This is a genomic window from Streptomyces mauvecolor (assembly GCF_039532965.1).
In the GTDB taxonomy this organism is placed as follows: Bacteria; Actinomycetota; Actinomycetes; order Streptomycetales; family Streptomycetaceae; genus Streptomyces; species Streptomyces violascens.
Map to the genome: position 1 here is coordinate 374,685 of NZ_BAAASQ010000023.1, position 23,335 is coordinate 398,019.

Genomic DNA, 23,335 nt, shown 5'->3' on the forward strand with positions numbered 1-23,335 from the left:
CTGCCAGCGCCCCCTACCCTCCCAGCGCGTGCGACACCGTATAGATCAGGAGCCCCGCCAGGGCTCCGACCACCGTGCCGTTGATGCGGATGAACTGCAGGTCGCGGCCGATGTTCGCCTCGATCTTGCGGGACGTGTCGTTCGCGTCCCACGATGCCACCGTGTCGGTGATCAGTGAGGTGATCTCCGCTCGGTACGTCGAGACCACGTACGCCGCCGCGTCCTCCAGCCAGCCGTCCACCTTGGACTGGAGGCGGTCGTCCGTGGACAGGCGGGTGCCCAGGGAGAGCAGGGACGCCCTGGCGCGCAGGCGCAGCTCGCTGTGGTCGTCCTCCGCCGCCGCGATGATCATCGACCGGACGGAGGACCAAGCCGAGGCGATGATGTCCTGGACCTCGGGGCGGGCCAGTATCTCCGACTTGAAGCGCTCCACCCTGGTCCGGGTCTCGGAGTCCGACTGGAGGTCGGCCGCGAAGTCCGCCAGGAAGCGGTCCAGGGCGCCGCGCGCCGGGTGGGCCGGCATGTCGCGCATCTCGGTTATGAAGCGCAGCAGCTCCTTGTAGACACGCTCCCCCACCTTGCGGTCCACGAAGCGCGGCGTCCAGCCGGGGGCGCCGCCCTGCACCGCGTCCATCACCGAGTCCCCGTGCAGCACCAGCCAGTCGTGGGCCCGTACGCACACCAGGTCCACGGCCTTGCGGTGGCTGCCGTCCGCGACGATCTTCTCCAGCGCCTTGCCCAGGCCCGGCGCGATCTCCGCCGCGTCCGCCCGGCGCGTGATCGCCTCGCCCACCACCGCCTGGACGTCGGAGTCCCTGAGCACCGTCAGCGCGCCGCGCAGGGCCGTGGCCAGCTCCGATGTGACCCGCTCCGCGTGATCGGGCTCCGCGAGCCAGGTGCCCAGGCGCCGGCCGATGCCCAGGGCCTGGAGGCGGGTGCGTACGACGGCCGTCGACAGGAAGTTCTCGCCCACGAACGAGCCCAGTGTGGCGCCGAACTGGTCCTTCTTGTTCTGGATGATCGCCGTGTGCGGGATCGGCAGGCCCAGCGGGCGGCGGAACAGCGCCGTCACCGCGAACCAGTCCGCAAGCGCACCCACCATGCCCGCCTCGGCCGCCGCCGCGACGTACCCCGCCCAGGCGCCCGCTCCCGAGCGGTCCGCCCAGGTCGCGAGGCCGAAGACCACCGCGACCAGGAGCAGCAGGCCCGTCGCCGTCGCCTTCATGCGGCGCACGCCCCGGCGCTTCTCCTCGTCCGCCGCCGTGTAGGCGAACGGGGACGAGCGGGGCGTACGCGCGGCCGTGTCCGCCTCGACCGCCACCTCGGCGTCGGGCCCCGATCTCCTGCGTTCCATTCGCTCCACCCGTCCGTGCCTGTGCACGACCCCGATCGGTCTCGTACGGCCACGATCGATCGATCGCGCGCGTACGACCTCTACATGAAGTACTTACGGCGCGCACGCCGAGTTCCCGTGCACCCGTACGACCACTCGTTCGCGTGGCCCCCCGGGCCTTCGCTCCGTACATTCGGATCATGTCCATGCGGACGCTTCGGTCGCATGCCGGGCGGCTTGCCCTGCTCGCGGTGGTGGTGCTGCTCGCCGCCACCGTCTACGCCGTGGTCGTGCCCGGGCGCGCCGGGGCCGGGGCCGGCTCCGACGACGGTGACTGGGCCGGGACCTGGTACGCCGCTCCCGTCGGCGTCGAGCCCGGGGGCGGCGCGGGGCGGACCGTACGCAATGTCGTGCACACCTCGCTCGGCGGGAGCCGGGCCCGCGTCACCGTCTCCAATCTGTTCGGGCACGCCCCGCTCGACCTGCGCCACACCACGCTCGCCACCGCGGCCGACCCCGCGCGGACCATGCGGACGCTGACCTTCCGCGGGCTCGCGCGGGTCTCCGTCCCGCCCGGCTCGGAGGTCGTCAGCGACCCGCTCGCCTTCGAGGTGCCCACTTCCGGCGATGTGTACGTGACCGTGTACGCGGCCGGCCCCGTGACCTGGCATCCCGGGGCTCAGCAGACCTCGTTCGTGGCCCGGGGGGACGTCGACCGCGCTGCCGATCCCCGGGAGTTTGCACAGGTCACCGGCGCTTGGCGATATGTCACCGCCCTCGATGTCCAGGGGGCGGCGGGGGCCACGGCCGGCAGCGTCGTCGTGTTCGGGGACTCCATAACCGAGGGCGTCGGGTCCACACCGGGGGCCGACCGGAGGTGGACGGATGTGCTGGCCGGGCGGCTGCGGGGGCCGCACGCCGCGCTCTCTCCGGACAGCGGTTCCGCGCCGCGGGCCGTGCTCAACGCCGGGATCGGCGGGAACGCGCTGCTCGCACGCTTCGCCGGGCCCAGCGGGGTCGAGCGCTTTCAGCGGGATGCCCTTGCGCGGGCCGGGGTCCGAACGGTCGTGGTCGAGCTCGGGATCAACGACCTGCTCGGCGGGGAGCGGGATGCGGGTGCGCTGCTTGCGGGGATGCGGGAGTTGGTGCGGGCGGGGCATGCGCGGGGGGTGCGGGTCCTGGGCACGACGCTTTCGCCGTGCGGCGGGGTTCGGGGGTGTACGGGTTCGGTTCAGCGGGTGCGGGGGTTCGTGAATTCCACGATTCGTGGCGGTGGGGTTTACGACGGGGTCGTCGACATAGACCGGGTGCTTCGGGATCCGTACGCGCCGATGGCGTTGTGGGGGCCGTACGACTCCGGGGATCGTCTGCATCCCTCCGACGCGGGGTATCTGGCGATGGGGCGGGGGGTGGATTTGGGGGTGCTGTGAGGTGGGGCTGGGCGCGGGTAAGTGAGGGCGGGCGGCTCGGTGCGAGGCGCGCTCGGGCGCTCGGCGCGGGGTGGGTGGGCGCCTACGGCGGAACATTCCCCACCCCGCCCCTTCCCGAGACCCTCCGGGGAGTTCGTCAGTGCGGCCCGGGCGTTCCTGGGGCTCTGCCCCAGACCCCGTTCGCGCCTTAAAGGCCCTCGTCCTCAAACGCCGGACAGGCTGGACGTGCCGGTGCTGGGCCGGCGCGCACACCCCGCCCCGCCACCTGGCCCCGCTCAACAGGGTCCGATCCGCAGGGAGTTGAGGACACACGGGCCCGGGGGCAATCCGGCACGGGCGCCCGGCCCGGCGGATCGGCGGCCTCAGCCCAGCTCCTTCCGCCCCTTCTCCTCCCGCTTCTCCAGCCTCAGCCGCTCCTTGTGCACCCTCCGCAGCTTCCGGTCCACCCCGACCCCGCCCATCAGGGCGAACGCCACGATCGTGACGTGGGGCGAGCCCGGTGTGCCCTCGCCGTTGGCCTTGCTGCCGCCCACCCCGCCCATGATTCCGAAGCCCTTCACCTGGACGTTCAGCTCCGGCGGGACCGTCACGCCGATGCCGCCCATGATCGTGAAGAGGCGGATCACCGTCTCGCGGTCCTCGAAGCGGGCCTCGCGCAGGTCGATGTCGCCGCCGCCCCACATCGCGAACGCGGTGAACTTCTTCGCCACCGTCCAGTTGCCCTTGCGATGGAAGCCGCCCCACAGGGCGAAGCCTCCTTTGGAGGTGGGCGGGTGGCCGATGCGGGAGGGCCAGTGGACCTCGGTCTCGTCCTCCGTGCGGCGGGCCACCGGGGCCGCCGGACCCGCCGTGCCCGGCGCGGGCAGGTCGCGGACGAGCGGCTCCAACTCCCCGTGCGTACGCGCCTTGTAGGCCGCCTCCAGGCGCTGCTCGAACTCCTCCATGTCGAGCCGGCCCTCGGCCACCGCGTCCCTCAGCGTCTCCGCGATCCGCTCCCGCTCGGCATCCGAAGCCCGCATCTCAGGCAGCCCGCCCGTTGGTTCACTCGTCATGCCTCGAAGCCTAGTGAAGGGTGCGGTCCTCGTACATTCTCGCGATCACTGCCTCGATGTCCGGTTCGCGCACCGACAGGTCCGCCAACGGGTACGCCTGAGCGATGTGCGCCACCAACGGCGCCGCCGACGCCGAAGCCGGGAAGGCCAGCCACTGGCGGGGACCCTCGACCTTCACCACACGGGCTCCCTCCGCCCGTACCGGCGGGAGTTCGCGCTCCAGGTCGACCACCAGGGTGCGTTCGCTCTCGCCCGCCTCGTGCAGCCCGGCGAGCGCGCCGTCGTACATCAGGCGCCCGTGGTCGATGACCATCACCCGCTTGCAGAGCTGCTCGATGTCGGTCAGGTCGTGTGTGGTGAGCAGGATCGTGGTGGCGCGTTCCGCGTTCAGGTCGCGCAGAAATTGCCGGACTTTTGCCTTGCTGATGACGTCCAGGCCGATCGTCGGCTCGTCCAGGTACAGGACGTCCGGGTCGTGGAGGAGTGCTGCCGCGATGTCGCCTCGCATGCGCTGGCCCAGGGAGAGTTGGCGAACCGGTACGTCCAACAGGCTTGACAGGTCCAGGAGTTCGACGCATCTGTCCAGGTTTTCGCGGAAGCGGGCATCCGGGATGCGGTACATGCGGTGAGCCAGCTTGTACGAGTCGTACAGCGGCAAGTCCCACCAGAGAGTGGTGCGTTGGCCGAAGACCACGCCGATGCGCTGCGCCAGTTTCGTACGCTCCCGGGACGGGTCCAGGCCCGCCACCCTGAGGCGGCCCGCGCTCGGGGTCAGGATGCCCGTCAGCATCTTGATCGTCGTCGACTTTCCGGCGCCGTTCGGGCCGATGTAGCCGACCATCTCACCCCGCGGCACCCGGAAACTGATCCCGTCCACCGCCCTGACCTCACGCTTCTCGCGACGCAGGCGGCCCGTCTTACGCCGTACTTCGAAAACCTTCTCCACGCCGTCGAGTTCGATCAAATCGCTCACTTCAACTCCCCGTGCTGCGGTACGAACGGATTCCCACCCGCCACGCCTGGCCCGCCAGCGTCAGGCAGGCGGCCGCCACCAGCGGGGGCGTGAAGGCGAGCCAGGCAGGCAGGGCCAGGGGGTACGGGCGGCCCAGGACGTACAGCGCGGGCAGCCAGTTCACGAAGGCCAGGGGCAGGACGAAGGTGACGCCACGCACCATGTCCTTGGCGAACACCGTCGGCGGGTACTGGAGCAGCGTCTGGCCGCCGTACGTGAACGCGCTCTGCACCTCCGCCGCGTCCTGCGCCCAGAACTGGAAGGCCGCGCCCGCCACGAACACCGCGCAGAAGATCGCGGTGCCGCTGAGCAGCATCACCGGCACCAGGAGCACCTTCAGCACCGTCCAGTGGACATGCAGGGACAGCAGCGAACCCGTCAGAACCAGGACGCCTTGCAGGAGCCGGCCCAGGCGCTGGAGGCCGAAGCGGTCGGCGGCGACCTGCGCGAGCACCGGCGCCGGGCGCACAAGCAGCGTGTCGAGCGTGCCGTCGCGGATGCGCGCACCCAGCTTGTCGATCGAGCCGAGCACCGCGTTCGCGAGCCCGAATGCCGTCGTCGACGTCCCGTACAGGAACGCCACTTCGGCGAAGGAGTACCCGCCGAGCGAGCGGACCTGCGAGAACATCAGGGCGATCACGACGAAGTCGAACGCGGTCACCAGGAAGTTCCCGACCAGCATCATCACAAACGACGCCCGATAGGCGAGTGTGGAGCGGATCCACATTCCGGCGATCATCCTGTACGTAGCCCACACACCCGGCGCCGGCCGCCGCTCGGTCACCGTCTCAGCCACCCTGCACCACCACCCTCCGTACCGCCGCGGACTGGAGCAGCCGGCCCGCCCCGAGCAGCACCGCCGCCCAGCCGAGCTGGAAACCGTACGCACCGAGCAGGCCCCAGCCCCGGTGCCGGCCCATCAGGACGTCCGCCGGGATCTGGAGCAGCGAGGACCACGGCAGCGCGCGGGCCACCTCGCCGAGCAGACCGGGGAAGGCGTTGAGCGGCAGCAGCATCCCGGAGAAGAACAGGCCCGCGATCGAGACGAGCGAGGCGACGCCGGCCCCGTCCAGCAGCCAGAAGGCCGAGAGCGCCACCAGGAAGCGCAGCGCGAAGCTCACCACCACGCCGAGCAGCACCGCGAGGAGGAAGGCCAGCCAGGTCAGCGGGTCCGCGGGCAGCGCGAGGTCGAAGAACAGCGCGCCGAAGGCCAGCGGGACCACCCCGCGCCCCAGGAAGTGGAACAGCGCCCGGCCCAGATCGGCGGACAGCCACCACAGCTGGAGGTCGGCCGGACGGTAGAGGTCGATCGCAATGTCACCCGTACGGATGCGTTCGACGAGTTCGTCCGCGAAGCCACCGCCGAACAGGTTGACCGTCATCAGCATGGCCTGGCTGATCCACACATAGGTGAGCGCCTGGGACTGGTCGTAGCCTCCGAGGTTGGGGCGCTGGTCCCACAGGGCTATATAGGTGTAAGCCACGATCACGCCGAAGACCGTGTTGGTGAACACCCCGGCCGCGGTGGCGACCCGGTACGTCGTATAGCGCCGGAACCCACCCGCGGCCACGACTCCGTACAGCCGCACAAACGCCCCCCCACCGCCATGGACACCAAAGCGCAGGAGCCTAGCCCAGCCCCACGGCCCTTCGCGACGGAATTTCCGCGGTGCGGCATGCAAGATGTCCTTACACCGCATATCACCCCATACATTTCGCAAACGACCCGAGATGCAACGGCCGGAGAGACATGAGCGACGACGAGCAGCCGGAGCCCCCGAAGCCCGGACACGAGGCGCCGCAGAAGTGGACGCGCCGGGATCCCGCCGCCGAAGGACCCGGACCGGTACCCACCGCCGCGGCGGGCGGCAGCGGCAAGGACAACGGCGAGGGCAAGGGCAAGGGCAAGAACAAGCGCCCCAAGCGGACCGGATGGCGCCGCTTCGTCCCCCGCTGGCGCATCGTGCTCGGCATCGTCCTGCTCTTCGCCCTGCTGCTCATCGGCGCCTTCATCGCCGGCTACACGCTCGTGTCGATCCCGGCCGCCAACGCCGGGGCCACCGCCCAGTCCAACGTCTTCCTGTACGCCGACGGCACCCAGCTCGCCTCGGACGGGGAGATCAACCGCGAGAACGTACAGCTCTCCCAGGTCCCGCTCACCGTGCAGCGCGCCGTACTGGCCGCCGAGGACCGGGACTTCTACTCCGAGCGGGCCGTCGACCCCAAGGCGATGGTGCGCGCCGCCTGGAACACCCTCACCGGCAAGGGCACCCAGGGCGGCTCCACCATCACCCAGCAGTACGTCAAGAACTACTACCTGGGCCAGGAGCAGACGGTCACCCGCAAGGTGAAGGAATTCTTCATCGCGATCAAACTCAATCGCGAGGAGACCAAGGAAGACATTCTCGCCGGGTATCTGAACACCAGCTACTTCGGCCGCAACGCCTACGGCATCCAGGCCGCCTCCCAGGCGTACTACAGCAAGGACGTCGAGAAGCTCACCACCGCCGAGGGCGCCTACCTCGCCTCCCTGCTCAACTCCCCCAGCGCGTACGACGTGATCGCCCACCCCGAGAACAAGCCGCGCGCGCTGGCCCGCTGGAACTACGTGCTCGACGGCATGGTCAAGAAGAAGTGGCTCAGCGCCCCCGAGCGGGCCGCGACCACCTTCCCCGTCCCCGGAAAGGTCAAGCCGCGCGCCGGACTCGCGGGCCAGCGCGGCTACCTCGTCGAAGCCGTCAAGGACTACCTCACCAGCAACAAGATCATCGAGGAGAACACCCTCGCGACCGGCGGCTACCGCATCACCACCACCATCGAGAAGGACAAGCAGGACGCCTTCGTCAAAGCCGTCGACGACAAGGTCAACTCCAAGCTCAGCCCCGACCGCAAGGCCGACCGCAACGTCCGCGTCGGCGGCGCCTCCATCGACCCGTCGACCGGCAAGGTCCTCGCGATGTACGGAGGCATCGACTACACCAAGCAGTACGTCAACAACGCGACCCGGCACGACTTCCAAGTCGGCTCCACCTTCAAGCCGTTCGTCTTCACCTCGGCCGTCGTCAACGACTCGACCACCCAGGACGGGCGCCCCATCACCCCGAACACCGTCTACGACGGCACCAACAAGCGCTACGTGCAGGGCTGGAAAGGCACGCCGTACAACCCCGCCAACGAGGACGACACCTCGTACGGGCAGATCACCGTGCGCACCGCCACCGACAAGTCCGTCAACGCGGTGTACGCGCAGATGGCCGTCGACGTCGGCCCCTCCAAGGTCAGGCAGACCGCGATCGACCTCGGCATCCCCGCCGGCACCCCGGACATGCCCAACGGCCCCTCCATCGCGCTCGGCACCGCGACCGCCAGCGTCCTGGACATGACACAGGCGTACGCCACGCTCGCCGGCCACGGCCGCCACGGCACGTACACGATGGTCGAATCCGTCACCAAGGACGGCACGAAGACCGACCTGCCCTCACAGGACACCACGCAGGCCGTCAGCCGCGAGGCCGCCGACACCACGACATCGATGCTGCAGAGCGTCGTCGAAGGCGGCACGGGCACAGCGGCCCAGGCCTCGGGCCGGCCCGCCGCCGGCAAGACCGGCACCGCCGAACAGGACAAGGCCGCCTGGTTCGCCGGCTACACCCCGGACCTCGCCACCGTCGTCGCACTGATGGGCGCCGACCCCGAAACGGCCGTCCAGCAGCCGCTGTACGGGGCACTCGGCTTCCCCCGCATGAACGGCGGCGGGCCACCCGCCCAGATCTGGGCCCAATACACCAAGGGCGCCCTCCAGGGCAGCGACCCCAAGGACTTCGACCTGGAACTCCAGGACGGCGCGAGCGTCCCGGTCGAACCGCCACCACCCCCGAACCCGTCCCAGTCCGAGCCCCCCGGCCGCACCCAAGGCCAGACCCAAGGCCAGACCGAGGGCCAGACGCAGGGGCAGACCCAGGGCCAGACCCAAGGATCGACGCAGGGCCAGACCCAGGGCCAAACCCAAGGCCAGACCCAGGGTCAAACCACGGGCCAGACCCAAGGATCGACACAAGGGCAGACCCAGGGCCAGACCCAGGGGCAGAACCAAGGATCGACACAGGGCCAGACCCAGGGCCAGACCCAGGGGCAGACCCAAGGCCAGACCCAGGGCGGCACCACCGACGGAGGCACCAACACCGGAGGCACCGACAACAGCGGCACGACCACGGGAACGGCCGGCACGACCACGGGCGCCGCCGACCGGCCGCGGGGATCGAGAAGCCCGTGAGGCCCACACGGCTTTCGGGGCCGTAGGACCCGAGCGCCTAGTGGCCGCTCGTCGCCTTCAGCCCCACCACCGCGACGAGCAGCAGACACACGAAGAAGATCCGGGCAGCGGTGGCCGGCTCACCGAGCACCACCATGCCGAGCACCGCCGCACCGGCCGCACCGATCCCGACCCACACGCCGTACGCCGTACCGATGGGCAGCGTCTTGGCGGCCTGCGAGAGCAGCAGCATCGAAGCGACGATCCCCGCGCCGGTCAGCACACTGGGCACGAGCCGGGTGAAACCGTCGGTGTACTTCATCCCGATCGACCAGCCCACTTCGAGCAGACCGGCGACGACGAGCAGGACCCATGCCATGACGGCACCTCCGAAAGACGCGAACACATACGGGGTGCGTCGTCTTGTCCTGACCCGGTACGACGCGTCTCGTCGGGGTCCCACCACAGTAGCAAAAGGCATACAAAAGGGCTGGTGACGACGGTCACCAGCCCTTGAACCAGGGGTTACAGATACAGCCCGGTGGCATCCACCGACACCCGCTCGGAGGCGACGGCGTGCAGATCGCGCTCGCGCATCAGCACATACGCCACGCCCCGCACCTCGACCTCGGCACGGTCCTCCGGGTCGTACAGGACCCGGTCGCCCGGCTCGACGGTGCGCACGTTCTGGCCGACCGCCACCACCTCGGCCCAGGCGAGCCGTTTGCCTACGGCGGCGGTCGCCGGAATGAGGATGCCGCCGCCCGAACGCCGCTCGCCCTCGGGGGAGTCTGACCGGACCAGCACACGGTCGTGCAGCATCCGGATGGGCAGCTTGTCGTGGGTGTTCTCGCTCACGGGTCGAACCTACCCGCCCCGGCGCCGGACGTACGCAGAAGGGTCAGGCCCGCCGCTTCTTCGCCGACAGCGCGAGCAGCCCCACCAGGCCCACCGCGACCAGCGCGACCGGCACGATCCGCTCCACGCGGGGCGCCCCGTCCTCGGACACGAACTGCGCCTTCACATCGTTCACCGTACGGTTCACCGCCACATACGCCCGGCCCGCCGTGTGGTCCACGGCCGAGGCGAACCTGGCCTTCGCGTCGCCGACGATCGTGGACGGGTGCAGCCGCACCCCGATCTCGTCGAGGGTCACCGCGAGCTGGTCCCGCCGGCTCCTGATGTCCGCCTCGATCTGCGCAGGGGTCCTGGCATCCGACACTGCGCCGCCTCCGGTGGTCGTATGGGGTCATCCGTCATCCACAGTCTGTCAGCTCCGTCGCCGATGCACTGTCACAGGCCCCCATTAGGCTCTGTTGGTGTACGCCACACCCTCGGCCTTCCCCGGAGGAAACCCATGAGCGAGCGACTTCAGCCCGGCGACACCGCCCCCGCCTTCACCCTGCCCGACGCCGACGGCAACGAGGTCTCGCTCGCCGCACACAAGGGCCGCAAGGTCATCGTCTACTTCTACCCGGCCGCCCTGACACCCGGCTGCACCAAGCAGGCCTGCGACTTCACGGACAACCTGGAGCTGCTCGCGGGCGCCGGGTACGACGTCATCGGCGTCTCCCCCGACAAGCCGGAGAAGCTGGCGAAGTTCCGCGAGAAGGAGTCCCTGAAGGTCACGCTGGTCGGCGACCCCTCGAAGGAGGTCCTGGAGGCGTACGGGGCGTACGGCGAGAAGAAGCTGTACGGCAAGACGGTGACGGGCGTCATCCGCTCGACGGTGGTCGTGGACGAGGCGGGGAAGGTGGAGCGGGCCCTGTACAACGTGAAGGCGACGGGCCACGTAGCCAAGATCATCAAGGACCTCGGCATCTGACCCCACCCGCGCCGGGGACGGCCCCGCCTCCTTAAGCGGGGCGGGCCGTTCCGCATTCCGGGTGTGACTGTCCGGAATGCGGATCGTTACTCCGTACGAGGCTGCGAACGCGTGGCCGGGGCGGAGGGAACCATGGGCACGAGCCCGTACACCCGGGAGAGGCTGGCCGAAGCGGCCGCCTCGTCCCGGACCCTGTCGGAAGCACTGACCAAGCTGGGGGTCGACCCCCAGGGCGGATCACGGCGCTACATACGCGAGCGCATGCGGAAGCTGGGCATAGACTCCGGTCACTTCGAGCGGGAAGGCGCCCGCTGGACACGGGACGTTCTTGAGCCGGTGGTCGCGGCCTCGACCAGCGTGTGCGAGGTGCTGCGGCGGCTGGGGATCGAGGTGGTCGGCGGTCATCACACGAACATCACTCGGCGCATCAAGGCGTACGGGATCGACACTTCGCACTTCAGGCCTCCGTCGCGCTCCGGGGAGACCCGGCAGCGGGCGCCCGAAGCGCTGCTCGTCGAACAGGAACCGGCCAAGGCACGGCGGATACCGAGTGATCGGCTCAAGCGTGCGATGGCATCCCTGGGCATCACCGAACGCTGCGCGATGTGCGGCACCGAACCGACGTGGCGAGGGTATCCGCTCCCCCTCGAAGTCGATCACGTCGACGGGGACTGGCGGAACAATCGGATCGAGAACCTGCGGTTCCTATGCCCCAACTGCCATTCCACAACGGACAGTTACCGGGGCCGGGGCAAGGGCAGGAAGGCGGGTGCGAAGTGAACTCGCCTCCGCGCTACACACGTGAGCGGCTCGCGGAGGCGGCGCAGGCCTGCGGAGACATCGACGAGGTCATCGCATTCTTCAACATCCGACCGCACGGACAGCTCCGCCGCTACCTGTTCAAGCGCTTCGCGCACTACGGCATCGACATCTCGCACTTTCGGCGTCGCAGTTGTCAGCCGGTAGGCGACCGCCCTTCCAGTACGGAACTTCGCAGCGCGGTTGCTGCCTCTACGTCACTTGCCGGCGTCCTCAGGCACCTCGCCAGACCGGACAGGACGAGCCAGCGGACAGCCTTGCGCAAGTGGATAGCCGAGGAGGCCATCCCCACGGAACACTTCCTCGGACAGGTACACCAGCTGGGCAAGCCACCCACCACCCCGAGGAAACGGGCCGAGGACGTGTTGACGAAGCACGACAACAAGCGTCGCACGAAGACCGTGCACCTGCGCCGGGCACTGCACGAGATCGGTGTCCTCGAGCGGTGCGACGAGTGCGGTACCGGGCCGGAGTGGCTGGGCAGGCCCATGACCCTGGAGGTTGACCACGTCAACGGGGACTGGAGCGACGACAGGCGCGAGAACCTGCGGCTGCTCTGCCCCAACTGCCACGCGATCACCAGTACCTGGTGCCGGGGAGGCAGGAGACGCGCCTAGCAATGACGGCTCCCCCGTTGCCCGCTACCATGGCAGGCGGCTGGCGGCCGTGTCGTAACTGGCAGCCGAGCTGCGCTTAGATCGCAGTGGGAGAAATCCCGTGTGGGTTCGAATCCCACCGGCCGCACTCAAGAAGGGCCACCCTTGCAGGTGGCCCTTCGCCGTACCCGGGCGCTCAGCCCAACAACTCCCGCACCACCGGCACCAGCGCCCGAAACGCCTGCCCCCGGTGGCTGATCGCGTTCTTCTCCTCTGCCGACAGCTCCGCGCATGTGCGCGTCTCGCCTTCCGGCTGGAGGATCGGGTCGTAGCCGAAGCCGCCCGTTCCGGCGGGGGTGTGGCGCAGGGTGCCCAGGAGGCGGCCCTCCACCACGCGCTCCGTGCCGTCCGGGAGGGCGAGGGCCGCCGCGCAGGCGAAGTGGGCGGCTCGGTGTTCGTCGGCGATGTCGGAGAGCTGGGCCAGGAGGAGGTCGAGGTGGGCCTTGTCGTCGCCGTGGGTGCCGGACCAGCGGGCCGAGAAGATGCCGGGGGCGCCGTTCAGGACGTCGACGCACAGGCCCGAGTCGTCGGCGACAGCGGGCAGGCCGGTGGCCTGGGCCAGGGCGTGCGCCTTGAGGAGGGCGTTCTCGGCGAAGGTGACGCCGGTCTCCTTGACGTCGGGGATCTCGGGGTACGCGTCGGCGCCCACGAGTTCGTGGGGCAGCCCCGCCTCGGCGAGGATGGCGTGGAGTTCGGTGATTTTGCCGGCGTTGCGGGTGGCGAGGATCAGGCGCGTCATGACCCCAGTATCAGGGGAAGCGGCGGGCACGGCTCCCGCGGGCTTACGGCGTGCAGACCTTGCCGATTTCCTTGGCGGCGCTCGTGACGCCGCTGATGTCGGGGGTGTTGTCGCCGTTCTTGATGGCCGTACGGACGTTTCCGACGGCCTTGTTGAGGTCGTCGACGGCCTTGGAGAGGTCGGCGTTGTCCGTCTTGTTCTTCAGGGACGACAGCTCTTTGTCGATGTCGTTGAGCGCCTGGTCGGCCTGGGTGGGGTTGTCGGTGGCGTTGTTCACGGCCTTGCCGAGGTTGTCGACGCTGTTGCCGATGGCGTCCGCGGTCTTGACGCAGTCGATCGCCTTGTCGACCGCGCCGCATCCGGCGGTGACGGTGACGGCCAGGGCCGCGGTGGCGACGGCGAGCACGGTTCGGCGCATCGGTCGGGTCCTCCCCCAAGAGTTCCGGAAGGGCTTCCGGAAGTGACGGACGGGCGCACGGTTGGCCCGTACGCCCGTACTCGTGATGACGCGGGAAGCGTTCCCCTTGGTTGCTTCTTTACTCTCCGGACACCGCGGCCAGGGCGCGGAGTTGGAGGGCGGTGAGGTCGGCGCAGCCGCCGGTGGCCAGGTCGAGCAGCGCGTTGAGCTCCTTGCGGTCGAAGGGCTCGGCTTCGGCGGTGCCCTGGACCTCGACGAAGCGGCCGTCGCCGGTGCAGACGACGTTCATGTCGGTCTCGGCGCGCACGTCCTCCTCGTAGCAGAGGTCGAGGAGGGGGGTGCCGTCGACGATGCCGACGGAGACGGCGCTGACGGTGCCGGTGAGCGGCTTGCGGCCGTGCTTGACGAGCTTCTTGCCCTGGGCCCAGGTGATGGCGTCGGCGAGGGCGACGTAGGCGCCGGTGATGGCGGCGGTGCGGGTGCCGCCGTCGGCCTGGAGGACGTCGCAGTCCAGGACGATGGTGTTCTCGCCCAGCGCCTTGTAGTCGATGACCGCGCGCAGGGAGCGGCCGATGAGGCGGGAGATCTCGTGGGTGCGGCCGCCGATCTTGCCGCGGACGGATTCGCGGTCGCCGCGGGTGTTGGTGGAGCGGGGCAGCATGGAGTATTCGGCGGTGACCCAGCCTTCGCCGCTGCCCTTGCGCCAGCGGGGTACGCCTTCGGTTACGGAGGCGGTGCAGAAGACCTTGGTGTCGCCGAAGGAGATGAGGACGGAGCCCTCGGCGTGCTTGCTCCATCCGCGTTCGATGGTGATGGGGCGGAGCTGTTCGGGGGTGCGGCCGTCGATACGAGACATGGCTATGAGCCTAGCCCGTGGCCGGCTCGCTCCTGGGGCTGCGCCCCAGACCCCCCTTCGGCTGCGGGCCGGTGGTTCCCTGTGCCCACCCTCCCCCAAGGCCTTCAGGGCCAGGGGGACCCCCATCGCCCTACGGAACGATTGCCCACACGGGGGGGGAGGAAGGTGGGAGGGGGGAGGCCGGGGGCCGGAGGGCCGGGGGGGGTACGGGGGCCTGAGGAGTCGGAGGGCTGGAGCCAGAGCCCCGGGGGCGCCGGGGGCGGGAAGCGTCGGGGCGGAGGGCTCCGAGGCGGCGGGGCGCACCGCGCTCCGGGCGAAAGGCTCGCCTCATGCGGCGGGGCGCTCCGCGCGACGGCTCGCCTCATGCGAAAGGCCCCTCCCCATTGCGGCGGGGCGCTCCGTGCGAAAGCTCGCCTCATGCGAAAGGCCCCTCCCGAAGCCGGGAGGGGCCTTCGCTGAGCGGGTTGCTCACATCATGTCTTCGATGTCCGCGGCGATCGGGTCCGCGTCCGTGCCGATGACGACCTGGACGGCCGTGCCCATCTTGACGACGCCGTGGGCGCCGGCGGCCTTGAGGGCGGCCTCGTCGACCTTGCTCGGGTCGATGACCTCGGTGCGCAGGCGGGTGATGCAGCCTTCGACTTCCTCGATGTTCTCGATACCGCCGAGGCCGGCGACGATCTTCTCAGCCTTGCTGGCCATGTGTCTCTCCTGGTTCTTGAAGAACGCTGTGTCGGCCCACGGTAGGTCCGCTTTGTCACGTTAACCCACGTTTGGCCCAGCTATGCGCGCGAGCGCATTGCGCCTGGCCAAGGATGGCGATCACCGGAGCCATGTCCCGCGAGGGGCCTCTCCGGACGATACCGCAACTGGTCTACACCAGTGTGCAACGACCGTCCGAGCGGGCCTGTTTCCACAGGCCTGGAGGTTGCCGATGAGTGCGAGCAGCGCGGCCGCAGTGCCGCAGCCCAAGTGGTGGAACGGGCTGTTCCAGGGGCTGCAGAAGATGGGCCGCAGCCTCCAGCTGCCGATCGCCGTGCTGCCCGCGGCGGGCATTCTCAACCGGCTCGGCCAGGACGACGTGTTCGGCAAGACCGGGCTCGGCTGGAACGACGTCGCCAAGGTGTTCAACGGCGCGGGCGGCGCCCTGCTCAACGGCGCGCTCGGGCTGCCTCTGCTGTTCTGCGTGGGTGTCGCGATCGGCATGGCGAAGAAGGCCGACGGCTCGACCGCGCTCGCGGCGGTGGCCGGATTCCTCGTCTACTTCGGGGTGCTCCAGCAGTTCCCGAAGGACTGTGCCGCCGGTGCGAAGCTCGCGGCGGGCGCCTGTGTCGCCAAGGACGGCTCGGCCGTTCTGGCCACGTACCAGAATCCGGGTGTTTTCGGCGGCATCGTGATGGGCTTGCTCACCGCGTACTTCTGGCAGCGCTTCCACCGTACGAAGCTGGTGGACTGGCTCGGGTTCTTCAATGGGCGCCGGCTCGTGCCGATCATCATGGCCGGGGTCGCGATCGTGTTCTCGGTGCTGTGTCTGTGGATCTGGCCGCCGGTCGGTGACGCGCTGACCAGCTTCAGCAAGTGGCTGGTCGACCTGGGTGCGGCCGGTTCGGGCATCTTCGGTGTCGCCAACCGCGCGTTGCTGGTGATCGGTCTGCACCAGTTCCTGAACACCTTCATCTGGTTCCAGTTCGGCGACTTCACCAAGCCGGACGGCGCGGTCGTGCACGGCGACATCCCGCGCTTCCTGGCGGGTGACCCGACGGCCGGGCAGTTCCAGACCGGGTTCTTCCCGATCATGATGTTCGCGCTGCCCGCGGCGGCCCTGGCGATCGCGCACTGCGCCAGGCCGCACCGCCGCAAGGAGGTGAGCGGCATGATGCTGTCGGTCGGCCTGACCTCGCTCGTCACCGGCATCACCGAGCCGATCGAGTACTCCTTCGTCTTCATCGCGCCGCTGCTCTACGTGATCCACGCGATTCTCACCGGCGTTTCCATGGCGGTGAGTTGGGGGCTCGGCATCAAGGACGGCTTCAGCTTCTCGGCCGGGTTGATCGACTACGTCATCAACTGGAGCCTGGCGACCAAACCCTGGCTGATCATTCCGGTGGGTCTGTGCTTCGCCGTCGTCTATTACGCGGTGTTCCGCTTCGCGATCACCAAGTTCAACCTGCCGACGCCGGGGCGGGAGCCGGAGGAGGACGAGCTGGAGAAGGAGAACATCAAGGCTTAGCCCTTCTCCGTACCCCCGCTCACCTCTGCACGCCGGGCCTTTCGGCCCGGATCCGCAAGGCCCTCGGACCGCCCGGTCCGGGGGCCTTGGCGTGTTGTTTCGCGGGTCGTTCGGGCACGGCGAGGGCTACGGAATGGTCACGGCGGGGAGACGGCGCGGTGTCGGCCTTGCCCGTATTGCCGGGTATGGCTCAGACCACAAAAAACGAAGGTTCCTTATCTATCCCTCACCGTGCTACAACTGGTCTACACCACTCAATGGTGTAGACCACGCGGGCTTGACCGCGTTCCCCCGAGACGCCGCCGTCCCCCCGTATTTTCCCATGCCCCCGGGCGGCGCCTTGCCTACTGGAGGATGTTGTGAGTACGGCTAGCGCCGCCCCCGCGGCTGCCAAGAAAAAGGGTGCCGGCGTGATGGCTGTCATGCAGCGCATCGGCCGCAGCCTGATGCTGCCGGTCGCGGTACTGCCCGCCGGAGCGCTGCTGGTTCGCCTCGGCAACAACGACATGCTGGGCCGGGACTCGTTCCCGACCGCCGTCACCAAGATCGCCGGCTTCATGGCGGCGGGCGGCAACGCCATCCTCGGCAACATGGCGCTGCTGTTCGCCGTGGGCATCGCGATCGGCTTCGCCAAGAAGTCGGACGGCTCGACCGCGCTCGCGGCCGTCACCGGCTACCTGGTCTTCCAGAAGGTGCTCGCCACCTTCACCGACGACAAGCTCCCGAAGGTCGCCGCCGTCGTCGACGGCAAGATCGTGCAGAACGCGGCCCCGGTCGACGCCGGTGTGCTCGGCGGTGTCGTGATGGGCATCGTGGTCGCGCTGCTCTACCAGAAGTTCTACCGGACCAAGCTGCCGGACTGGGCGGGCTTCTTCGGCGGCCGCCGTCTCGTCCCGATCCTGTCCGCCTTCGCGGGCCTGCTCATCGGCATCGTCTTCGGCTACATCTGGCCCGTCCTCGGCGCCGGTCTGCACAACTTCGGTGAGTGGCTGGTCGGTTCGGGCGCCGTCGGCGCCGGCCTCTTCGGCATCGCCAACCGTGCGCTGATCCCGGTCGGCATGCACCACCTGCTGAACTCCTTCCCCTGGTTCCAGGCGGGCGAGTTCCAGGGCAAGCACGGCGACATCAACCGCTTCCTCGCGGGCGACCCGACCGCCGGACAGTTCATGACCGGCTTCTTCCCGATCATGATGTTCGCCCTCCCGGCGGCCTGCCTCGCCATCACGCACTGCGCCCGCCCCGAGCGCCGCAAGGTCGTCGGCGGCATGATGCTGTCGCTCGCGCTCACCGCCTTCGTGACCGGTGTGACCGAGCCGATCGAGTTCACCTTCATGTTCATCGCGCCGGTCCTGTACGCGATCCACGCCGTGCTCACCGGTGTCTCCATGGCTCTGACCTGGGCGCTCGGCATGAAGGACGGCTTCGGCTTCTCGGCCGGTGCGATCGACTTCTTCCTCAACCTCGGCATCGCACACAAGCCCTGGCTGCTGGTCCTGGTCGGCCTCTGCTTCGCGGTGGTCTACTACGTGATCTTCCGGTTCGCGATCACCAAGTTCAACCTGCCGACGCCGGGCCGCGAGTCCGACGAAGAGCTGGCGGAGCTGCTCAAGGCCGAGGCGAAGTAACCCGCTCGAAGCCATGCGAAGGCCCCCGGAACCGCAAAGGTTCCGGGGGCCTTCCTCGTGCAGCGTCAGAGCTCGTACACCGCGCCCGGCGCCGCCAGTTCCGTCGGGCCGGAGTGGGCCGCTCGGGCGTCCGTCAGGTTGACCTCGCCGTCCGTCCACGGCGGGATGTGGGTGAGGACCAGGCGGCCCGCCCCGGCGCGTGCCGCGATCTGGCCCGCCTCGCGGCCGTTGAGGTGCAGCGCCGGGATGTCCTCCTTGCCGTAGGTGAAGGAGGCCTCGCACAGGAACAGGTCGGCGCCCTCGGCCAGTTCGTCGAGGGCTGCGCAGACCCCGGTGTCGCCGGAGTAGACCAGCGTGCTGCCGCCGTGCTCGATGCGGATGCCGTACGCCTCGACGGGGTGGCAGACCCGCTCCGTACGCACCGAGAAGGGGCCGATGTCGAACGTGCCCGGTTTCAGGGTGTGGAAGTCGAAGACCTCGCTCATCGAGGACGCGGAGGGCGTGTCCGCGTACGCCGTGGTCAGGCGCTGTTCGGCGCCCTCCGGCGCGTACACCGGCATCGGCGCGCAGCGGCCGCCGTCGTGGCGGTAGTAGCGGGCGACGAAGTAGCCGCACATGTCGATGCAGTGGTCGGCGTGCAGATGCGACAGGAAGATCGCGTCGAGGTCGTACAGGCCGATGTGGCGCTGCAGCTCACCGAGGGCTCCGTTGCCCATGTCGAGGAGCAGCCGGAAGCCGTCTGCCTCGACGAGGTAGCTGGAGCAGGCCGATTCCGCGGACGGGAACGACCCGGAACAGCCGACGACGGTGAGCTTCATGGAGCGTGAACCTCCGGAAACAGCGGGGCCAGGCGAAGCCTGTCGTTGAGGGGCGGTGGTCGGGCGACGGGCGGGCGGGGCCAGGCGAAGCCTGTCGTTGAGGGGCGGTGGTCGGGCGACGGGCGGGCGGGCGGGGCCAGGCGAAGCCTGTCGTTGAAGGGGGCGGACGGGGCAGGCGGGGCGGCCGCGGGGAAGGGCTGCGGTGCGTCGAGCGTAAGGCGCCACAAGGCCCCTCGCTCCTTTGGAGCGGGCCGTTGTGGGGGAACTCACCTGCGCTGTCACCGGTTCGGATGGTGTTGGCACGGAGCGCGCGCGGTGGGTGGTGCGCCGGTAACGTCTGGGATATGGACACGTCGTGGTGGCTGGCGCTGGGGGCCGTGGTGGCTCTCGCGTTGGTCGCGGCCGCCATGGACGGGCGCGGGCGTTCCGCGCGCAGGCCCGGTGGGCGGACCCGGCCGCCGGGCCGCCCGGAGGGGACGGGCCGGGGTGCGGGGCGGCTGCCGAAGGCCGGGGAGATCTGGTGGGCCGAGGTGCCCTACGAGGATGTTCCGGGCGGCAAGGACCGTCCGTGTCTGGTGCTGCGGGTGCGGGGTGACGCGGTGACGGTCGCGAAGATCACCAGCAAGTACCACGACGAGCGGGCCGGGGTCATTCCGCTGCCGCCCGGCACGGTGGCCGATGCGCACGGACGGCCCAGCTTCCTGGAGACCGACGAGCTGCGCGAGGTCGGGGTGTGGGCGTTCCGCCGCCGGGTGGGCGTGGTGGACCCGACCCTGTGGGACCAGGTCCGCCACCTGGCGGGGTGACGCGGCCCGGTCCCGTGCAGGAGGGGCCTCAGGCCCAGAGCTGGCCTTGGAGGGTCTCGATCGCGGCCTCGGTCGTCGGTGCGGTGTAGACGCCGGTCGACAGGTACTTCCAGCCTCCGTCGGCGACGACGAAGACGATGTCGGCGGGGGTGCCCGCCTTGACGGCCTTCTTGCCGACGCCGATCGCGGCGTGCAGCGCGGCCCCTGTGGAGACGCCCGCGAAGATGCCCTCCTGCTGCAGGAGCTCGCGGGTGCGGGTCACCGCGTCGGCCGAGCCGACGGAGAAGCGGGTGGTGAGGACGGAGGCGTCGTACAGCTCGGGTACGAAGCCCTCGTCGAGGTTGCGCAGGCCGTAGACCAGGTCGTCGTAGCGCGGTTCGGCGGCGACGATCTGGATGCCGGGGACGTTCTCGCGCAGGTAGCGGCCGACGCCCATCAGCGTTCCGGTGGTGCCGAGGCCGGCCACGAAGTGGGTGATGGAGGGCAGGTCGGTGAGGATCTCCGGGCCGGTCGTGGCGTAGTGGGCGCCCGCGTTGTCCGGGTTTCCGTACTGGTAGAGCATCACCCAGGAGGGGTTCTGTCCGGCCAGTTCCTTGGCGACCCGTACGGCGGTGTTGGAGCCGCCCGCCGCCGGGGACGAGACGATCTCCGCGCCCCACATCGCGAGCAGGTCGCGGCGCTCCTGGGAGGTGTTCTCCGGCATCACGCACACGATGCGGTAGCCCTTGAGCTTCGCGGCCATCGCGAGGGAGATGCCGGTGTTGCCGCTGGTGGGTTCGAGAATGGTGCAGCCGGGCGTCAACCGGCCGTCCTTCTCGGCCTGTTCGACCATGTGGAGGGCCGGCCGGTCCTTGATCGAACCGGTCGGGTTGCGGTCCTCCAGCTTGGCCCAGATCCGTACGTCGTCCGAGGGGGACAGGCGCGGGAGGCGGACCAGCGGGGTGTTGCCGACCGCGGCGAGAGCGGAGTCGTAGCGCATGTCAGACAGCTCCCGCCCGTCGCCCGGCCACCACCCCGGCCGGACGCGGCTGCGCCGCGACAGATCCTCCGGCGACGGCGGGCAGGATCGTGACGTTGTCGCCGTCGGCCAGCTTGGTGTTGATGCCGTCGAGGAAGCGGACGTCCTCGTCGTTGAGGTACACGTTCACGAAGCGGCGCAGGCTGTCGCCGTCGACAATGCGCTCGCGGATGCCGGTGTGCCGGGCGTCGAGGTCGTTGAACAGGTCGGCGAGGGTGGCACCGCTGCCTTCGACGGCCTTGGCGCCGTCGGTGTAGGTGCGGAGGATGGTCGGGATGCGGACCTCGATGGCCATGGCGTGGGCTCCTGATCTGAAAGGGAGAGGCAGGTGGGCGCGGGTCGGGCTCGGGTCCGCGCGCCGCACGCCGTCGGGCGTGCGGTGGTGCGTTCGGTGCGTTGCCGCGGGGCGCGCGGCGTCAGACGGCGGCTGCGCGGGCCGTACAGATCGCGCTGGCGAGACGGCACAGGTCGACGTGCAGCCGCGCCACGAGCAGCAGGGCGGGGCCGCTGCTCGGCGTCTTGTCGCTCACGTCGTTCGAAACCATGGGGTCATCGTATAGATTCCCGGTCCGCTTCCCGGAATGTGATCTCGCATCCTGGACGGATTCCGCTCAGGATGCGGTCAGGGTGTGGTCCTTGGCCTTGCGGGCGGCAGGTAGACGACGGTGGGTGCGCCGGTGACCGGGTGGACGCCGACCTCGGCGTTCACTCCGTACACCTCCTTCAGGAGTTCCGCGGTGAGGACGTCGGCGGGCGGGCCCGCGGCGACGATGCGGCCGCCGGCCAGGACGCAGATGCGGTCGCAGTAGTACGCGGCGAGGTTCAGGTCGTGCAGGGCGAGCAGGCTGACCGTGCCCAACTCCCTTACCAGGGACAGCACTTCGAGCTGGTAGCGGATGTCCAGGTGGTTGGTCGGCTCGTCCAGGACGACGACGTCCGGCTGCTGCACGAGGGCCCGGGCGACCAGCGCGCGCTGGCGTTCGCCGCCGGAGAGGGAGGGGAAGGGGCGGGCGGCCAGGTCCGCGATGCCGACGCGGGCGAGGGCCTCACGCACAAGGGTGTCGTCGGCGGCGGTGTCGGCCTCCCAGAAGCGGTGGTGCGGAGAGCGGCCCATGGCGACGATCTCGCGGACGGTCAGCTCGATGCCGCCGGCGTCGGCGTCCTGCGGGACGGTGGCGATGCGGCGGGCGCGGGCCTTGGCCGGCATCGTGTGCAGGTCGGCGCCGTCGAGCAGGACGCGGCCGGTGGTGGGGCGCAGGGTCGCGTAGATACAGCGCAGCAGGGTCGTCTTGCCGCTGCCGTTGGGGCCGACCAGGGCGACGGTCTCGCCGTCGGTGGCGTCCAGGGTGATGCCGGAGAGCAGTTCGCGGCCCTGGGGTGTGGTGTACGCGAGCGACTCGGTGCGCAGGGTCGTCACGCGGGGCTGCCTTCCGCGCCGGCCCGGCGGCCGCGCAGCATCCAGAGGAAGAACGGGCCGCCGGTGAGGGCGGTGAGCACGCCGACGGGGATGTCCTGCGGGGCGGCGACGGTGCGGGCGGCGAGGTCGGCCAGGACGAGGAAGGCGGCGCCGCCGAGGGCCGCGACGGGGAGCAGGGTGCGGTGGGAGGCGCCCACCGCCATGCGGGCGGCGTGCGGAACCATCAGGCCGACGAAGCCGATGGCTCCGCTGTACGCGACGAGGACGCCGGTGAGCAGGGAGGCGAGCACGAACACTCCCGCCCGGAACCGGCCGGTGTCGAGGCCGAGCACGGTGGCGCCCTCCTCGCCGACGAGCAGCAGGTCCAGGGGGCGGGCCAGGGCGATCAGGACGAGGGTGCCGAGGGTGAGGGCCGTGGCGGGCAGGGCGAGCATGTCCCAGCGGGCGCCGCCGAGTCCGCCGAGCGTCCAGTGCAGGACTTCCTGTACGTGCTCGGCGCTGGCCGAGGTCACCAGGATCAGGCTGGTCAGCGCGGACAGGACGTACGAGACGGCGACCCCGGCGAGAACCAGGCGGCCGCCCGTCATGGAGCCGCCGCGCCCGGCCAGTGCGTACACGAGGACCAGGGCGGCGAGCGCCCCCGCGAAGGCGGCGGCGGGCAGGGCGACGGTGGTGGCCACCCCGGCCCCCACCCCGAGCACGATCACGGCGACGGCCCCGGCGGCGGCCCCGCTGGACACGCCGAGCAGAAAGGGGTCGGCGAGGGGGTTGCGTACGAGGGCCTGGAGCACGGTCCCGATGACGGCGAGCCCGGCCCCCGTGACGGCCCCGAGCACGACGCGGGGCAGCCGGACGTCGAGCACGATGGTCCGGTACGGTCCCGGCTCCGCCGAACCGGTGACGATCCCCAGCACCTCGTGGGCCGGTATCCGCACCGACCCGAGCGCGAGCCCGCCGACGACGCCGGCGGCCAGAACGGCTGCGAGCCCCCCGATCACAAGGGGGTACCGCCAACGCGGGGTCACCCCG

General features: G+C 70.1%; 26 protein-coding genes, 1 tRNA gene and 1 riboswitch. Of the genes, 9 read left to right on the forward strand and 18 right to left on the reverse strand.

Annotated elements, in window-relative coordinates; all coding sequences use genetic code 11:
* Window positions 1-13: 13 nt before the first annotated feature.
* The gene (locus tag ABD346_RS29235) at window positions 14-1,354 is read right to left on the reverse strand and encodes a DUF445 domain-containing protein (RefSeq protein WP_344378962.1); all 1,341 of its coding nucleotides are present in this window, start codon (window positions 1,352-1,354) and stop codon (window positions 14-16) included.
* Between the two features lie 179 nt (window positions 1,355-1,533).
* On the opposite strand from ABD346_RS29235, the gene ABD346_RS29240 reads away from it, so the two are divergent.
* Entirely contained in the window at window positions 1,534-2,763 is a 1,230-nt protein-coding gene (locus ABD346_RS29240) for a GDSL-type esterase/lipase family protein (protein WP_344378964.1), read from the forward strand.
* Between the two features lie 362 nt (window positions 2,764-3,125).
* On the opposite strand, the gene ABD346_RS29245 is transcribed toward ABD346_RS29240, so the two are convergent.
* The 4 genes from ABD346_RS29245 to ABD346_RS29260 are packed head-to-tail and all read right to left on the reverse strand — an operon-like array spanning window position 3,126 to window position 6,416.
* Window positions 3,126-3,782, reverse strand: coding sequence for a DUF1707 SHOCT-like domain-containing protein (locus tag ABD346_RS29245; RefSeq protein ID WP_344379129.1), 657 nt, complete (start codon window positions 3,780-3,782; stop codon window positions 3,126-3,128).
* Between the two features lie 43 nt (window positions 3,783-3,825).
* Window positions 3,826-4,788: an ABC transporter ATP-binding protein gene (locus tag ABD346_RS29250; RefSeq protein ID WP_344378965.1), complete on the reverse strand. Its 963-nt coding sequence runs from the start codon at window positions 4,786-4,788 to the stop codon at window positions 3,826-3,828.
* A 1-nt stretch (window position 4,789) separates the two neighbouring features.
* Window positions 4,790-5,566 carry an ABC transporter permease gene (locus ABD346_RS29255; RefSeq protein WP_344379130.1) on the reverse strand — a complete coding sequence of 259 codons (777 nt, stop codon included), beginning with the start codon at window positions 5,564-5,566 and terminating at the stop codon, window positions 4,790-4,792.
* Between the two features lie 49 nt (window positions 5,567-5,615).
* Window positions 5,616-6,416, reverse strand: a complete 801-nt coding sequence (locus ABD346_RS29260) for an ABC transporter permease (protein ID WP_344378967.1) — start codon at window positions 6,414-6,416, stop codon at window positions 5,616-5,618.
* Between the two features lie 161 nt (window positions 6,417-6,577).
* Here ABD346_RS29260 and ABD346_RS29265 point away from each other — a divergent pair, with 161 nt between their 5' ends.
* Entirely contained in the window at window positions 6,578-9,100 is a 2,523-nt protein-coding gene (locus ABD346_RS29265; RefSeq protein WP_344378968.1) for a transglycosylase domain-containing protein, read from the forward strand.
* Between the two features lie 37 nt (window positions 9,101-9,137).
* Here ABD346_RS29265 and ABD346_RS29270 read toward each other — a convergent pair whose 3' ends face one another.
* The 3 genes from ABD346_RS29270 to ABD346_RS29280 all read right to left on the reverse strand — a co-directional run bounded on the left by ABD346_RS29270 (window position 9,138) and on the right by ABD346_RS29280 (window position 10,301).
* Window positions 9,138-9,458, reverse strand: coding sequence for a DMT family transporter (locus ABD346_RS29270; RefSeq protein ID WP_053729493.1), 321 nt, complete (start codon window positions 9,456-9,458; stop codon window positions 9,138-9,140).
* Between the two features lie 33 nt (window positions 9,459-9,491).
* Window positions 9,492-9,556, reverse strand: a riboswitch (guanidine-III (ykkC-III) riboswitch).
* A gap of 48 nt (window positions 9,557-9,604) precedes the next feature.
* On the reverse strand, window positions 9,605-9,937 hold the full coding sequence (locus ABD346_RS29275; RefSeq protein ID WP_053729492.1) for a GroES family chaperonin: 333 nt from the start codon (window positions 9,935-9,937) through the stop codon (window positions 9,605-9,607).
* 43 nt (window positions 9,938-9,980) lie between these two features.
* Window positions 9,981-10,301: a DUF3618 domain-containing protein gene (locus ABD346_RS29280; protein WP_344378971.1), complete on the reverse strand. Its 321-nt coding sequence runs from the start codon at window positions 10,299-10,301 to the stop codon at window positions 9,981-9,983.
* A gap of 135 nt (window positions 10,302-10,436) precedes the next feature.
* Between ABD346_RS29280 and bcp the strand changes: the two genes are divergently transcribed.
* The 4 genes from bcp to ABD346_RS29300 all read left to right on the forward strand — a co-directional run bounded on the left by bcp (window position 10,437) and on the right by ABD346_RS29300 (window position 12,467).
* A complete protein-coding gene (bcp, locus tag ABD346_RS29285; RefSeq protein WP_189966275.1) occupies window positions 10,437-10,904 on the forward strand; it encodes a thioredoxin-dependent thiol peroxidase in 468 nt (155 codons plus the stop codon).
* Between the two features lie 132 nt (window positions 10,905-11,036).
* Window positions 11,037-11,684 (forward strand): HNH endonuclease signature motif containing protein, encoded by a 648-nt coding sequence (locus ABD346_RS29290; protein ID WP_344379132.1) that lies wholly within the window; start codon window positions 11,037-11,039, stop codon window positions 11,682-11,684.
* The gene (locus ABD346_RS29295) at window positions 11,681-12,340 is read left to right on the forward strand and encodes an HNH endonuclease (RefSeq protein WP_344378973.1); all 660 of its coding nucleotides are present in this window, start codon (window positions 11,681-11,683) and stop codon (window positions 12,338-12,340) included. Before ABD346_RS29290 ends, ABD346_RS29295 begins: the two co-directional genes overlap by 4 nt.
* Before the next feature lie 43 nt (window positions 12,341-12,383).
* Window positions 12,384-12,467, forward strand: a tRNA-Leu gene (locus tag ABD346_RS29300).
* 48 nt (window positions 12,468-12,515) lie between these two features.
* Here the strand turns inward: ABD346_RS29300 and rdgB are convergent.
* The 4 genes from rdgB to ABD346_RS29320 all read right to left on the reverse strand — a co-directional run bounded on the left by rdgB (window position 12,516) and on the right by ABD346_RS29320 (window position 15,094).
* A complete protein-coding gene (gene rdgB, locus ABD346_RS29305; RefSeq protein ID WP_344378975.1) occupies window positions 12,516-13,118 on the reverse strand; it encodes an RdgB/HAM1 family non-canonical purine NTP pyrophosphatase in 603 nt (200 codons plus the stop codon).
* A gap of 43 nt (window positions 13,119-13,161) precedes the next feature.
* A complete protein-coding gene (locus tag ABD346_RS29310) occupies window positions 13,162-13,536 on the reverse strand; it encodes a hypothetical protein (RefSeq protein WP_344378977.1) in 375 nt (124 codons plus the stop codon).
* Between the two features lie 118 nt (window positions 13,537-13,654).
* Complete coding sequence (gene rph / locus ABD346_RS29315; RefSeq protein ID WP_344378978.1) at window positions 13,655-14,392, reverse strand: ribonuclease PH; 738 nt, start codon at window positions 14,390-14,392, stop codon at window positions 13,655-13,657.
* A gap of 468 nt (window positions 14,393-14,860) precedes the next feature.
* Window positions 14,861-15,094, reverse strand: a complete 234-nt coding sequence (locus ABD346_RS29320) for a PTS sugar transporter subunit IIB (RefSeq protein ID WP_053729485.1) — start codon at window positions 15,092-15,094, stop codon at window positions 14,861-14,863.
* Window positions 15,095-15,326: 232 nt separating this feature from the next.
* On the opposite strand from ABD346_RS29320, the gene ABD346_RS29325 reads away from it, so the two are divergent.
* A complete protein-coding gene (locus ABD346_RS29325; protein ID WP_344378981.1) occupies window positions 15,327-16,622 on the forward strand; it encodes a PTS transporter subunit EIIC in 1,296 nt (431 codons plus the stop codon).
* A 359-nt stretch (window positions 16,623-16,981) separates the two neighbouring features.
* Window positions 16,982-18,247, forward strand: coding sequence for a PTS transporter subunit EIIC (locus ABD346_RS29330; protein ID WP_344378982.1), 1,266 nt, complete (start codon window positions 16,982-16,984; stop codon window positions 18,245-18,247).
* A 65-nt stretch (window positions 18,248-18,312) separates the two neighbouring features.
* Here ABD346_RS29330 and ABD346_RS29335 read toward each other — a convergent pair whose 3' ends face one another.
* On the reverse strand, window positions 18,313-19,065 hold the full coding sequence (locus tag ABD346_RS29335) for an MBL fold metallo-hydrolase (protein WP_344378984.1): 753 nt from the start codon (window positions 19,063-19,065) through the stop codon (window positions 18,313-18,315).
* Between the two features lie 344 nt (window positions 19,066-19,409).
* Between ABD346_RS29335 and ABD346_RS29340 the strand changes: the two genes are divergently transcribed.
* On the forward strand, window positions 19,410-19,871 hold the full coding sequence (locus ABD346_RS29340; protein WP_344378985.1) for a type II toxin-antitoxin system PemK/MazF family toxin: 462 nt from the start codon (window positions 19,410-19,412) through the stop codon (window positions 19,869-19,871).
* Window positions 19,872-19,899: 28 nt separating this feature from the next.
* Here ABD346_RS29340 and ABD346_RS29345 read toward each other — a convergent pair whose 3' ends face one another.
* The 5 genes from ABD346_RS29345 to ABD346_RS29365 all read right to left on the reverse strand — a co-directional run bounded on the left by ABD346_RS29345 (window position 19,900) and on the right by ABD346_RS29365 (window position 23,331).
* Complete coding sequence (locus ABD346_RS29345; protein WP_189966260.1) at window positions 19,900-20,850, reverse strand: PLP-dependent cysteine synthase family protein; 951 nt, start codon at window positions 20,848-20,850, stop codon at window positions 19,900-19,902.
* A gap of 1 nt (window position 20,851) precedes the next feature.
* The gene (locus ABD346_RS29350) at window positions 20,852-21,184 is read right to left on the reverse strand and encodes a MoaD/ThiS family protein (protein WP_344378987.1); all 333 of its coding nucleotides are present in this window, start codon (window positions 21,182-21,184) and stop codon (window positions 20,852-20,854) included.
* 121 nt (window positions 21,185-21,305) lie between these two features.
* A complete protein-coding gene (locus tag ABD346_RS29355) occupies window positions 21,306-21,434 on the reverse strand; it encodes a putative leader peptide (RefSeq protein ID WP_264198279.1) in 129 nt (42 codons plus the stop codon).
* Window positions 21,435-21,511: 77 nt separating this feature from the next.
* Window positions 21,512-22,306 carry an ABC transporter ATP-binding protein gene (locus ABD346_RS29360; RefSeq protein WP_344378990.1) on the reverse strand — a complete coding sequence of 265 codons (795 nt, stop codon included), beginning with the start codon at window positions 22,304-22,306 and terminating at the stop codon, window positions 21,512-21,514.
* Window positions 22,303-23,331 (reverse strand): FecCD family ABC transporter permease, encoded by a 1,029-nt coding sequence (locus ABD346_RS29365; protein ID WP_344378992.1) that lies wholly within the window; start codon window positions 23,329-23,331, stop codon window positions 22,303-22,305. Before ABD346_RS29365 ends, ABD346_RS29360 begins: the two co-directional genes overlap by 4 nt.
* Window positions 23,332-23,335 lie beyond the last annotated feature (4 nt).